General features: G+C 46.1%; 13 protein-coding genes. 6 read left to right on the plus strand and 7 right to left on the minus strand.

The genetic code is table 11. The annotated features are described in order from the left end of the window. Positions 1–359 precede the first annotated feature (359 nt). On the minus strand, positions 360–1,376 hold the full coding sequence (locus MiSe_RS42935; protein WP_226592381.1) for a 2-hydroxyacid dehydrogenase: 1,017 nt from the start codon (positions 1,374–1,376) through the stop codon (positions 360–362). A 159-nt stretch (positions 1,377–1,535) separates the two neighbouring features. Next, positions 1,536–3,980: a phosphoketolase family protein gene (locus MiSe_RS42940; RefSeq protein WP_226592383.1), complete on the minus strand. Its 2,445-nt coding sequence runs from the start codon at positions 3,978–3,980 to the stop codon at positions 1,536–1,538. Positions 3,981–4,556: 576 nt separating this feature from the next. Between MiSe_RS42940 and MiSe_RS42945 the strand changes: the two genes are divergently transcribed. Next, on the plus strand, positions 4,557–4,976 hold the full coding sequence (locus MiSe_RS42945) for a peptidylprolyl isomerase (RefSeq protein WP_226592385.1): 420 nt from the start codon (positions 4,557–4,559) through the stop codon (positions 4,974–4,976). A gap of 170 nt (positions 4,977–5,146) precedes the next feature. Here the strand turns inward: MiSe_RS42945 and MiSe_RS42950 are convergent, their stop codons facing one another. Next, a complete protein-coding gene (locus tag MiSe_RS42950) occupies positions 5,147–6,619 on the minus strand; it encodes an aldehyde dehydrogenase family protein (RefSeq protein ID WP_226592387.1) in 1,473 nt (490 codons plus the stop codon). A gap of 727 nt (positions 6,620–7,346) precedes the next feature. Between MiSe_RS42950 and MiSe_RS42955 the strand changes: the two genes are divergently transcribed. The 4 genes from MiSe_RS42955 (at position 7,347) to MiSe_RS42970 (ending at position 10,851) form a co-directional block, all read left to right on the plus strand. Continuing rightward, complete coding sequence (locus tag MiSe_RS42955; RefSeq protein ID WP_226592389.1) at positions 7,347–8,663, plus strand: glutamate-5-semialdehyde dehydrogenase; 1,317 nt, start codon at positions 7,347–7,349, stop codon at positions 8,661–8,663. 188 nt (positions 8,664–8,851) lie between these two features. Then, positions 8,852–9,220 (plus strand): dihydroneopterin aldolase, encoded by a 369-nt coding sequence (folB, locus tag MiSe_RS42960; RefSeq protein ID WP_226592391.1) that lies wholly within the window; start codon positions 8,852–8,854, stop codon positions 9,218–9,220. Positions 9,221–9,235: 15 nt separating this feature from the next. Beyond that, on the plus strand, positions 9,236–10,252 hold the full coding sequence (locus MiSe_RS42965; RefSeq protein WP_226592392.1) for a patatin-like phospholipase family protein: 1,017 nt from the start codon (positions 9,236–9,238) through the stop codon (positions 10,250–10,252). Continuing rightward, positions 10,249–10,851: a Uma2 family endonuclease gene (locus MiSe_RS42970; protein ID WP_226592394.1), complete on the plus strand. Its 603-nt coding sequence runs from the start codon at positions 10,249–10,251 to the stop codon at positions 10,849–10,851. The genes MiSe_RS42965 and MiSe_RS42970 overlap by 4 nt, the downstream gene beginning before the upstream one ends. A 6-nt stretch (positions 10,852–10,857) precedes the next feature. On the opposite strand, the gene MiSe_RS42975 is transcribed toward MiSe_RS42970, so the two are convergent. The 4 genes from MiSe_RS42975 to MiSe_RS42990 all read right to left on the minus strand — a co-directional run bounded on the left by MiSe_RS42975 (position 10,858) and on the right by MiSe_RS42990 (position 12,441). Then, positions 10,858–11,127 carry a hypothetical protein gene (locus tag MiSe_RS42975; RefSeq protein ID WP_226592396.1) on the minus strand — a complete coding sequence of 90 codons (270 nt, stop codon included), beginning with the start codon at positions 11,125–11,127 and terminating at the stop codon, positions 10,858–10,860. A 317-nt stretch (positions 11,128–11,444) separates the two neighbouring features. Then, entirely contained in the window at positions 11,445–11,807 is a 363-nt protein-coding gene (locus MiSe_RS42980) for a DUF5615 family PIN-like protein (protein WP_226592398.1), read from the minus strand. A 26-nt stretch (positions 11,808–11,833) separates the two neighbouring features. Further along, on the minus strand, positions 11,834–12,034 hold the full coding sequence (locus MiSe_RS42985; protein WP_226592400.1) for a DUF433 domain-containing protein: 201 nt from the start codon (positions 12,032–12,034) through the stop codon (positions 11,834–11,836). Between the two features lie 218 nt (positions 12,035–12,252). Next, positions 12,253–12,441, minus strand: a complete 189-nt coding sequence (locus tag MiSe_RS42990; RefSeq protein WP_226592402.1) for a hypothetical protein — start codon at positions 12,439–12,441, stop codon at positions 12,253–12,255. A 599-nt stretch (positions 12,442–13,040) separates the two neighbouring features. Between MiSe_RS42990 and MiSe_RS42995 the strand changes: the two genes are divergently transcribed. Beyond that, positions 13,041–13,448: tetratricopeptide repeat protein (locus MiSe_RS42995; protein ID WP_226592404.1), on the plus strand; the 408-nt coding region annotated here is incomplete at its 3' end.

Genomic DNA, 13,448 nt, shown 5'->3' on the forward strand with positions numbered 1-13,448 from the left:
AAGATTTGCTCTTGCCGTGCCCCTACAACCAATTTTAACGCTCGCGTAACCGAAAACAATATCAAAGGTTCCAACATTGTAGGGGCACGGCATTAATAAACTTTGCATTTAACGAGAAGATTTGCTCTTGCCGTGCCCCTACAACCAATTTTAACGCTCGCGTAATTGTAGGGGCACGGCATTAATAAACTTTGCATTTAACGAGAAGATTTTCTCTTGCCGTGCCCGGACAATCAATTGTAACGATCGCGTAACCGAAAACAATATCAAAGGTTCCAACATTGTAGGGGCACGGCATTAATAAACTTTGCATTTAACGAGAAGGTTTTCTCTTGCCGTGCCCCTACAGCCACAATTCCTTAAGCGGGTGTCTTCGTTTTTTGTTTGGCGCTAATCTCATTCGGACAATGACGACCTTGCTCGAAGTCGCTAATATTTGATAAAGTCGTTTCGGCGATGTTCTGCAAGGCGTTTGAGGTAAAAAATGCCTGATGTGCGGTAACTATCACATTGGGAAAGGTCAGCAATCTCTCGAATTCGTCGTCTTGGATGATTTCATCGGACATATCTTCAAAAAACAGATCCGATTCTCTTTCGTACACATCCAAACCGAGGTAGCCGATTTTACGCGATTTTAGACCCTCGATCGCTGCATTCGTATCGACTAGCGCACCGCGACTGGTATTAATTAGCATCACACCTGGTTTCATTTGCGCGATCGCACTCTCATCGATCAAATAATGCGTTTCGTGAGTCAGCGGACAATGCAGGGTAATAATATCCGATTCGGCAAACAGTTCCGGCAATTGCACGTACTTCCCTCCCAACGCTTTAAAGTCCTCGTTGGGATACACATCATAGCCCAGAATATGACAGCCGAATCCCTTCAAAATCTGCCCCACCACTTGACCAATTTTACCCGTACCGACGATACCAACCGTGCGATCGTGGAGATCGAATCCCATCAATCCATTGATGGAAAAATCCCCTTCCCGCACTCGGTAGTAAGCGCGATGAAACTTGCGATTTAGAGTTAGCATTAGTCCTACCGTATGTTCCGCTACTGCATAAGGCGAATAAGCAGGAACCCGCACGGTTGTCAAGCCCAATTCAGCAGCGACGGGTAAATCTACATGATTAAAACCCGCAGACCGCAAAGCTAGCAAGCGAGTGCCATGTGCGGCGAGAATTTCTAAAGTAGGCGCATCGAGTTGGTCGTTGATGAACGCACAAATTGCTGGAAATCCAGCAGCGAGAACGGCTGTATCCCGATTCAGTTGCGGTTCAAAAAACACCAACTCGTGACCAAAGTTGGCATTTGCCGGTTCTAGAAACTGGCGATCGTAAGATTTGGTACTAAAAACTGCAACTTTCATTATGGGAATTGCTAATTGCTAATTGCTAATTGTTAATTGCGATCAAAAACCGGGTTCCCTCTGGAAAAGTTAATTAGTAGGCTGGGTTTCACTATCGTTCAACCCAACCTACCTATACCTCTGAAAGCCCCCCAAGGCATTGGGGGTTGGGGGGGATCGTTAATAAGGCCACTTCCAGTCGCGCATTTCTTCCTTATCGATGCCGTGTTCGTAGGCATAATTGAGGTTATCGAGAATTTCGTTCTTCATTCGTTCTTTGACATAAGCAGCAGCGGAACGCAATTTAGGAACGCGGTCGATCGCATCAATTACCAGATTAAACCGATCGATTTGATTATCGATCGCTAACTCCAGGGGCGTGTTGATATTTCCCCTTTCTTTATACCCCCGCACGTGGATGCGGTGCTGGTTAGTGCGACGATAGGTGAGTTTGTGAATTAACCAGGGATAGCCGTGGAAGTTAAAGATAATCGGCTTATCGGGGGTAAATAAGGTATCAAAATCTGTGTCTGACAAACCTTGCGGGTGTTCGGTATCTGGCATTAGTTTGAACAGGTCAACCACATTAATAAACCGAATCTTGAGTTCGGGGAATTCTTCGCGCAAAATAGCAGTTGCAGCTAGGGCTTCTTTAGTAGGAACGTCGCCACAGCAAGCAATGACTACATCGGGGACATCGGGTTCTTTTCCGCAGTCGTCGTTACTCGCCCATTCCCAAATTCCAATACCTTTAGCGCAGTGTTTGATCGCTTCTTTCATGTTGAGGTATTGCAGGTGCTTTTGCTTGTCGGCGACGATGACATTGACGCAGTCTGTACTCCGCAAACATCGATCTGCGATCGCCAGCAAGCAATTAGCATCCGGGGGTAAATACATCCGAGTAACTAGGGGACTTTTATTCGTCACCAAATCCAGGAAACCGGGGTCTTGGTGGGAAAACCCGTTGTGGTCTTGACGCCAAACTGTGGAAGACAGCAGGATATTCAACGAGGAAATAGGCGCGCGCCAGGGTACGTGCCGCTTGCTGATGTGCAACCATTTGGCGTGTTGGTTGAACATCGAGTCGATTACGTGGGAAAAGGCTTCGTAGGTGTGGAAAAAGCCGTGGCGTCCGGTTAGTAAATATCCTTCTAACCAGCCTTCTAAAGTATGTTCGCTCAACATTTCCATCACCCGACCTTCTGGCGATAGTTCGCTACCGTCTAAGTCTTCGGGGAGGAATTCTGCCAGCCACATTTTTTTGCTGACTTCGTAGATCGCGGTGAGGCGATTGGATGCGGTTTCATCTGGTCCAAATACGCGGAAGCTGGTCATGTTTTGCCGCATCACGTCGCGTAAAAGATAGCCCAAATGCTTGGTAGTTTCAGTTTCAACCGAGGCGGGTTTGGGAACATCAACCGCGTATTTTTTGAAATCGGGCATCCGCAATTGTTTCCGCACTTGTCCGCCGTTGGTAATTGGGTTGGCACTCATGCGGCGGTGTCCCGTTGGGGCTAATTCTTTGAGTTCTGGAATTAGTTTACCTTGGTCATCAAAGAGTTCTTCGGGTTTGTAACTTTTGAGCCAATCTTCCAGTATCTTCAAGTGGGCGGGATTTTTATGCACGTCTGACATTGGCACTTGGTGAGATCGCCAAAATCCCTCGGTTTTGTGTCCGTCTACTTCTTTTGGTCCTGTCCAACCTTTGGGCGATCGCAACACGATCATAGGCCAACGCGGACGAGTCGCCACCCCACTGGCGCGGGCTTCTTGCTGAATCTCGCGGATCTCTTTTATACAGTGTTCCAGAGTTGCAGTCATTGCCTGGTGCATCGTTTCCGGGTCATCCCCGGCGACAAAGTAGGGCGTGTAACCATACCCTTCAAACAGTTTTTGCAATTCCTCGTGGCTGATCCGCGCCAAGATCGTCGGGTTAGCGATTTTATACCCGTTGAGGTGTAAAATCGGCAACACCGCACCATCCCGAATCGGGTTGATAAACTTGTTCGAGTGCCAAGCAGTCGCGAGTGGTCCGGTTTCGGCTTCCCCATCTCCCACGATCGCTGTCACAATCAAATCTGGGTTGTCAAATGCCGCGCCGTAAGCGTGGGAGAGGCTATAACCCAACTCGCCGCCTTCGTGGATCGAACCGGGGGTTTCGGGAGTGCAGTGGCTACCAATCCCGCCAGGGTAGGAGAATTGCAAGAAGAACTTTTGCAGCCCTTCCTCATCTTCGCTCTTGTCGGGATAGATTTCCGAGTAAGTTCCTTCTAGGTACGCAGGTGCTAGTATCGCCGGCGCGCCGTGACCGGGACCTGTAACAAATATCATGTTCAGGTCATATTTTTTGATCAGCCGGTTGAGGTGGATGTAGGCTAAACTCATGCCCGGATCGGAACCCCAGTGTCCCAAAAGCCGATTTTTGACATGTTCTGGTTTGAGGGGTTCTTTTAATAGGGGATTTCCCCGCAGATAAATCATGCCGACCGCTAAGTAATTACACGCACGCCAGTAGGCATCTATCTTGCGGAGTTCTTCAGGACTCAGGGGCGACCCGTCAACGGTGGCTTTGGCCTTTCCGAATGCACTGATGTCAAAAGTTGGTTTTGGTGGCGTTGCTACCATTTTTTGTCATCTCCGTTTATAGGGTTGCTTAATCGTTGTACGAATTTGTCTTATTTCGCCTCTACCATCGGTTAGATTTTGTTTTTGTAATTATCAAAACAATTTCTGATGGTTTTGAGGCGGCGCAGGTTTCCTTGGATACTATAGCAATCCTATTTCATTTTTGCTAATTCAAATGCGTAGGGACAGTGTCCCCGTGCCTGCCCCAATAGCCGAGGTTTAAAGAAGAGATTTATACAAGTAAAAAACTGTAGCGTTAATCTGTTTAAAATTGGTTTAAATTAAGATTAAATTTTAATATATGTAAATTTTAGGAATATTTTAGATCGGCTGCTTTGTCAGCTAACCTAGAGCGATTTTCCCAATACTCCCTTGACGATTGATAGTAATGGTGAAATGCTAATTGCTAATTGCTAATTGCGATCTGCTCGTGATATAACATTTTTCCCGATTCAGCCATTAGCCATTAGCCAGCCGCTATGCATGAGACATAATATGGTTTATAGTTAAGATCTTGGCTATTGCCAGCCACAAAAACTGTCAATCATTCAATTTTGCTTAAGGACAGGAGAAATCATGACCCGCGCTATAATGGAAACCGAAAAAGGCACGATCAACTTGGAATTGTTCGATAAGGATGCTCCTAATACTGTGAAAAATTTTGTAGAACTGGCTGAAAAGGGTTTTTACGACGGACTTAATTTTCACCGCGTCATCCCTAATTTTATGATCCAAGGTGGCTGTCCTTTGGGGACTGGAACGGGTGGTCCTGGGTACAAAATCAAATGTGAAATTAACCCCAACAAACATCTAGCGGGAACTTTATCAATGGCTCATGCTGGTCGCAATACTGGTGGTAGTCAATTTTTTATTTGTCACTCTCCCCAACCCCATTTAGATGGACAGCATACCACTTTTGGCAAAACTGAGGATATGGATGTAGTCAACGCTATCCGCCAAGGCGATAAGATTCTTTCGGTCAAGATTGAGCGTTAATTGCTAATTGCTAATTGCTAATTGCTAATTGGAATAAAAGGCACTATGCTCTTGATTATTACCTCTCCAAAAATTACCCTCAAAGGCAGGCATAATGCCCACCTATAAGAGTTATTGGAGAAGTATATTAGCCAGCCATTAGCAATTAGCCATTAGCCATTAGCCATTACCTACAATTTGATAGTTACGGTCTTAACTTCGGTGTATTGTTGCAATCCATATTCGCCTAATTCGCGACCGATACCAGATTGTTTGAAGCCGCCGAAGGGTGCTGCTGCATCGAAGACATCGTAGCAGTTTACCCAGACTGTACCAGCGCGGACGCTGTTGGCGATCGTGTGTGCTTTGCTAATATCTTTCGTCCAGACTGCGGCGGCGAGTCCGTACATCGTTTTATTCGCCCGTTCGATGACTTCGTTGATATCTTTAAACTTGATAATGCTCATCACCGGGCCAAAGATTTCTTCATTAGCTATCTTCATATCATCCCGCACATCGGCGAAAACGGTAGGTTCGATGAAGTATCCTTTGTCCCCAACTTGAGAACCACCGCACAACATTTGCGCGCCTTCTCGCATTCCGGACTCGATATAACTCATGACTTTATTAAATTGTTCTTGGTCTACTTGTGGCCCTTGTTCGGTTTTATCGTCAAAGGGGTCGCCGACGATGCGCTCTTTGGCACGTTGGACGCTTTTTTCGACAAATTCATCGTAGCAAGATTCTTCCACAAATAAGCGGGAACCGGCGCAGCAACACTGGCCTTGGTTGAAGAATAACGCATTGTGGGAGCCTGCGATCGCGGCGTTCATATCCGCATCGGCAAATACAATATTTGGACTCTTCCCACCCAATTCCAAAGTCACCCGTTTTAGGTTACTTTTAGCAGCAGCTTCCATAATTAAATGTCCCACTTCTGTCGATCCGGTAAATGCTACCTTATCGATATCCATGTGGTGGGAAATCGCCGCTCCTGCCGTCGGGCCGTAACCGGATAAAATATTAACGACACCGGGAGGGAACCCGGCTTCGATAATTAATTCCCCAACTCGCAATGCAGACAGCGGTGTTTGTTCGGCAGTTTTTAGCACTATGGTGTTCCCCGTTGCTAAGGCGGGGGCTAATTTCCACGCTTGCATTAACAAGGGGAAATTCCACGGAATAATTTGCCCGACAACGCCTACAGGTTCGTGGCGCGTGTAGCAAAAATAAGGGCCATTTATTGGGATAGTTTTCCCTTGGATTTTATCTGCCCAACCGGCATAATAGCGGTAACAAGCGATAACTAATGCCAAATCTGAATTGAGGGAATCGTTTAGCGGTTTGCCGTTATCTAGGGTTTCCAAACGCGCTAATTCTGCGATATTTTGTTCGATTAAGTCAGCCAGCTTATAAAGTAATTCTCCCCGCTGCGTTGCCGACATTTTAGGCCATTCTCCGCTGGTAAAGGCTGCCCTTGCCGCTTTAACAGCTTTATCCACATCCGCCGCATCCGCTTCGGCAACTTCGCAGATTGCTTCCCCCGTCGCGGGGTTGAGCGTCGGAAATCTCTTGCCAGATACGCTGTTTACCCATTCGTTATTAATTAATAGCTGAGTCTGGCCGATCTTAACCTGTTGGTCGGGTCTGGTGGCAGTGACCATAACTTTACTCCGTCCAGTAAATTAACTTTTTTTTAAACCGATCATTAGCTTGACGCCTACAGACACTTAATCGCGAGGGTCTTTAGATTTTTTTTTTATTTGCTTTAAGCAATTTAACAATCTTTCCCTTGGCTGGCGGCTTTTGTTGGCCAAGCGAATATTCGTCGATTGATAAACCCGGTAATATCATGTCCTGAGGCAACGGTTGTGTAACTGCTAATAGCTAATTGCTAATGGTTGTTTTGGAGGCAATTGACAAGCTAGCAATTAGCTATTAGCAATTAGCCATCCATACACTACCGATCTCTCGCGGACATGATATAACTCATGGGAAACCGGGTTTCTGCTTTCGGTAGTCCTATGGGACCGCTGCCTCTCGAGGCTACAGTACCCAGGATGGCTGGTGTTTGCTTCTCATGCTGCGGAAGATTAGCGAAATTGTCATCTACCTTTGGGGAGAGGAAGGCGGGGGCGTCGGTGTTATCCCTACCTGGCAGTGGGGTAATTGAGCAAACTGAACAGCATGTGAAAAATCCCTTGTATTGAAAGCTTTAAAGCGGTTTATGGCACGATTAATAATTTAAGTTGGTCTGAAAAATACGTAAAGTTACCCAGGATACTAACAATCCCACGTGCTTGACTCAACGAGTTAGACGCGACCGATTGAATAGGAGTAGGACAATTAAGGATAAGCTGGAAAGTAGTACAATCTGGCAAACCTCAAGCCATGACTGCTTCGCAGATAACTTCCCGTTGTTTAACTTCGCTCGCGCAAGAAACTCGCGCTTCAGCACAGCGTTTGGCAATTTTGTCAACTGAGTCGAAAAATGCTGCTCTTGTGGCGATCGCTCTCTCCCTAGAATCTGCCGCACCTGATATACTGGCAGCGAACGCGGCAGACTGCGAGATGGCGATCGCCAATCACATCCCCAAACCCCTAATCGCGCGGCTGAAATTAGACGAAAATAAACTAGCATCTGCGATCGCGGGTGTGCGCGATGTGGGACGCTTAAGCGACCCGGTGGGTGAAGTGGAAATTCACCGCCAACTCGATGAAGGACTTGAATTGAAGCGCATCACCTGTCCCTTGGGGGTTTTGGGCGTGATTTTTGAAGCGCGTCCTGATGCGGTGATGCAAATAACCAGTTTGGCAATAAAATCGGGCAACGGCGTTATCCTCAAATGCGGACAAGAAGCGGTACAAACTTGCGTTGCTTTAGTAAAGGCAATTCATCAAGGATTAGCATCTACAGAAGTACCAAGCGCCGCGGTGCAATTGTTAACGACTAGAGAAGAAACTCTCGAACTGTTAAAACTGGAGCGCTATGTGGATTTGATTATTCCCAGAGGTTCCAATTCTTTCGTCCGCTACGTACAAGAAAATACCCGCATTCCGGTTTTAGGACATGCGGATGGGATTTGTCATTTATATATAGATGCAGCAGCAGATATTCCCAAAGCAGTCGATATTGCAGTTGATTCTAAAACCCAATACCCCGCCGCTTGCAATGCAATTGAAACTTTATTAGTCCATCGTGCCATTGCACCAGATTTCTTGCCTTTGGTTGCCGCTGCGTTAGAAAATCGTCACGTAGAATTGCGGGGAGATGACCGCAGTAGGGAAATTTTACATCATATCCAACCCGCAACGGAAACAGACTGGTCAACCGAATATTGCGATTTGGTGTTAGCGATTAAAATAGTCGATTCCACAGCAGAAGCAATCGCTCACATCAACACCTACGGTTCGCGTCACACTGATGCCATTATCACCGAAGATGCGGATGCTGCGGCTAGCTTTTTTGCCAATGTCGATTCTGCCGGAGTTTATCATAACTGTTCCACCCGCTTTGCCGATGGTTTCCGCTACGGTTTTGGCGCCGAAGTCGGAATTAGCACCCAAAAAATGCCCCCACGCGGTCCCGTTGGCCTCGAAGGACTGGTAACCTACAAATATCAGGTAATTGGTAACGGTCATATCGTCGCCACTTACACCGGCGCCAACGCTAAACCTTTTACGCACAAAGATTTGGGTAATTGGTAATGGGTAATGGCTAATGGCTAATAGCTAATAGCTAATGGCTAATAGGAAAAGAGAAAAGAAGAAAACGGGAACACAGAAATTAACTTCCCTCTACCCAAGTCGTCCCTCTCCCAATTAGCAATTAGCAATTAGCAATTAGCTTTTCTTGCAATTACCAATTATCAATTACCAATTACCAATTACCAACTATGGATTGTATTTACCTGTCGAACATTCGCTGCTACGGCTATACGGGTTTTTTACCAGAAGAGCAAATTCTGGGACAGTGGTTTGAAGTCGATGTGACTTTATGGCTAGATTTGTCCGAGGCGGGAAAAACCGACGCCCTAGAACATACCTTGGATTATCGCAATGCGATCGCTACCGTGCAACAATTGGTGCAGGTGACTAAATATGCTTTAGTAGAGAGATTAGCAGAAACGATCGCTACCAGCTTGCTGGAACTTCAGCGAGTCGAGCAAGTTAAAGTTAAAGTCAGTAAACTCGCACCCCCCATCCCCGACTTTAGCGGTAAAATCGCCGTGGAGATCACCAGAATCAAACAGCCGCAATCGTAAGGGAAGAGATAAACAATGCCTTTTCGGATTTTGAGTTTAGACGGCGGCGGTATTCGGGGCGTAATTTCGGCAGCGATTTTGTCGGAAGTAGAAAAAATGGTCGGTTCTCCTTTAAATCAATACTTCGACTTAATTGCCGGAACTTCCACCGGGTCTATTTTAGCCGCCGCGATCGCCAAAGGATTAAACAGCGAAAATATTCTTCAACTCTACAGAAATAAAGGCAAAAGAATCTTCCCCTATACCAGCATTTTTTCATTAGAACGACTGAAAGTGATAATGCAATATGGAGTTTCAGGCCCGAAATTTTCAGCTCGAGGGTTGATTGCAGTTCTCCAAGAGGAGTTTGGTGAGACAAAACTCTCGGAAATTGATAAATCGCCCCGACTTTTAATTACAGCTTACGATACAATTGAACGCCAATTCATCGCGTTCAAAAGCTGGAGAAAATTCGACTCTTGGGCGAACATTCCTGTATGGGAAGCCTGCGTTTGTTCAGCTTCAGCCCCGACTTTTTTTCCAGCGCACAAACTAACTGTTGAATTAGAAAAAGGGTCAAAAACCTACGTTGTTATTGATGGGGGAATTGCCGCAAATAATCCTACGGCTTGTGCGGTGGCAGAAGCGCTTTATTTAGGACATTTTATCAAAGATATCAGCGTTCTTTCTATTGGATCGGGAATGCCCAAGCTAAAACCTAAAGAACAAACAAAATGGGCGAGGGCGAGTGGCTGGGGTGTGTTTCAATGGATATGGGAAGGACGTTTAATTAGAGTATTATTAGACGCCTCTGCTGACGTGAACGACTATATAACCACCCAAGTTATGAATCCACCAGAACTAGAGGGGAGAGGGAGTCCGCCTTACCTGCGCCTGCAACCTGAAATTCCCAGCGATACGGCTGACGCCACGCTACGCGAACGCATCGACGACGCCAGTCAGGAAAATATCTATAGATTAGCGAGAATTGGGCGAGAATTTATTGAAGGGAAAAAAGATGCGATCGCCAGATTTTTGGAAAAAAGCCAATGAACATACAACGAAAAGAAGAACCATCAAACCAGCCATTAGAATGTAAATTAGTCACGCTGCGAGGCATCAACTGGGAGCAGTTTAAAGTTATAGAATCACAGTTAGAAAATAAACGGGAAATCAAACTTTCCTACTTAGCTGGAGTAATGGAGATTATGTCGCCAATCGGCAAGACCCACGAGTATATCAAAAGCACCCTTGGATTGCTGCTAGAAGCTTATATGCGAGTAAAAAACATCAGGTTTTATAAGCGCGGCGGCTTTACTCTAGAAGAATTTGGCTATGCTTATGGTACACCCGATGAATCCTACTGTATTGGCAACGATAAAGAAATACCAGATATCGCGATTGAAATTATCGTTACCAGCGGCACGATTGACCGGCGAGAGTTATACGAACCCACAAAAGTGCCGGAAGTTTGGTTCTGGAAAATCGACCAACTGCGGGTTTTCCATTTGCAAGAGTCGGGAGAATATGAGGAAGTCTCCCAGAGCCAATTTTTCCCCGATTTGGATTTAAATTTATTGGTCAAATACGTGGAATATTCGGATCAGTACGATGCGGTAAACGAATTTGTGCAAGTTATCCGCAACGATTGAGCAAAATCAGTCTGCTTCGTCGCGATTAGACTCGCCCACGAGATAAAAAGACTCGCCGATGAGTCTGCCAGACTCGCCCACGAGATAAAAAGACTCGCCGATGAGTTTGCCAGACTCGCCCACGAGATAAAAAGACTCGCCGATGAGTCTGCCAGACTCGCCCACGAGATAAAAAGACTCGCCGATGAGTCTGCCAGACTCGCCCACGAGGTAAAAAGACTCGCCGATGAGTTTGCCAGACTCGCTGACGAAACTAGGACTAAAGCCAAGTGTCACACCACGTGTGTTGTTTTTGATGTTTGTAGTAGCGCTGTCTTCGCTAAAAGTGGCGAAGACAGCGCTACTACAAACCCTATTTAATTTGTCAGCGCGATCGCGAAGACAGCGCTACTACAAACCCTATTTAATTTGTCAGTGCGATCGCACTACAGCCACTTGCCGCCCTTGTGAGGAAAAGCGTTATCGCTTCGTTTGTGTAGGGGCAGCATTAATGCTGCCCCTACACAAACGAAGGTGTACCTCATGCGCCTGCAATCGGCACTAAACAACCAGACTTTGTACCACAAGGTATCAATCGCTCAATTCTCGACGGGTTAAATGGGAAGTCGGCGCAATCGGTAACGATTATCCTGGACGGTTAAAATTGCACCTGTTGTTAAATCTTGACCGCATTCTGATAAAACCTCAAGCAGCCTCGACGCTACAAAAGACGGCATTGTATTCTGCAATCGAAAAATTATAACGCTTGGCAACACATCAGCACTAGCAGCTAATATATCTCCAAAGTCCAAATCAAATGTTAAAACGATACGTTCCTCAAGTCTTGCTTTGAGAACAATTTCAGCATCGGCGAGACGTTGTAAACCTTGTTCGCGCAGGTGAACTGCATCATATCCATTCTGGCGGAGGGTTCGTATAACAGTCATAGAAACACCCATATCTGCCAGAAACTTCATGCTACACTCCCAGTGAAAGGACGGATTTATTCACTTGCTAGAAACGCTGCATACAAGAGCGATTGGCGGATATCTTCTGCTTCTAAATCTGGATACTCCTGCAAAATTTCCTCAACACTCATGCGATTGGCGACCAAACTCACCACCAGGGAAACAGTGATTCGCATTCCTCGAATGCAGGCGCGTCCTCCCATGATTTGCGGATCGAAAGTAATGCGATCGAACATAAATATTTATTCCCGATTTGTGTAAATAACCCAAGTTGCTAGTTATAAACTGCGGTGTTGCTAATTGCTAATTGCTCATTGCTCATCAAGGATTTTTACTCGAATTAGCCATTAGCCATTAGCCATTAGCAGCCTGTTTGGGATAACTAGCAACTTGACTTAAATATTAGGCTTAAATAAATGATAACTGTCTGGGGAGGCGATCGCACGGGAGCATGTCAGCGAGAGTAGGTTGGGTTTCGTACCTCAACCCAACCTACGAGAGAAGAGTTAATAAAAAAACCTGACCCCGTCGTTGCGTAGGGACACGGCATCAGAGATGTTTCGGACAAACAGATAACGTTAATAATGCCGTGTCCCGGCTGATGATGATTGTCTTGATTTACCGTCGTTGCGTAGGGACGCATCAGAGATGTTTCGGACGAACGGATAACGTTAATAATGCCGTGTCCCGGCTGATGATGATTGTCTTGATATCATGTTCGCTTGTATCGGCATCGCGCGGGGGGCGGGTTTATCAACATCATTCGCTTGGCATCAAAGGAAACTTGTAAAACCCGCCCCTACAGCACCATTAACCGTAGAAGTCCGATACTAGCGGACACGATATTATTTGTCTAAATATTAGACTCAAATACTCAAATAAATGGTAAAAGTGTTGTGCGCGATCGCATTCCCAAAACTCTCGCTGTAGTACCATAACCCCAAGGCAGCTTCATTCCTACCCAGTCCGCCAGGTTGTTGCATAGACACATGTTGCACCAGCCCCAATATCCGCCAGGGAATAAATTCCCACAGCGAGTAGCGAAAGTCCTCCCAAGAGGACTAAATACTTACGATCAAAAGCTTTCAGTCCTCTTAAGATGACTTTCGCTATGAGCAACGGAAATTTATTTCCGGGCGGGGTAAAACGGCAAGTCCAAGATCTGTGCATACCTTCTGCGCGCCTAGAGATATATATATTTGAACAAGGTATCTGCTAACCCATTATTGGAGGACTAGCCCCATGCATCGCGGCATTTACCACCTCAGCTTTGTGACTGCAACCCTGCTGTTTTCGCTGATTTGTCCGGTACAACTGGCATCAAACCGTTTGGGAATAAACGAAGCCCTAGCACAAACTGCAACTAGGCAAGACCGACAAGCAGAAGCAGAAAGGCTTTACCAACAGGGCATACAGCAGTATCGCCAAAGTCAGTTTCTAGAAGCCCTGGAAACGCTTCAACAAGTGCTGGCGATCTGTCGAGAAATAGGCGACAAGGCACTAGAAGGGACGACCCTCAACAACATTGGGTTAGTTTATAACAATCGAGGACAGTATCCCAAAGCCTTAGAGTTTTATCAGCAAGCCTTAGCCATTCACAGGGAAATTGGCAACAAAGCGGGGGAAGCGACGACTCTCAGCCACATTGGG

It is taken from the genome of Microseira wollei NIES-4236 (assembly GCF_020521235.1).
Taxonomy (GTDB): Bacteria; Cyanobacteriota; Cyanobacteriia; order Cyanobacteriales; family Aerosakkonemataceae; genus Microseira; species Microseira wollei.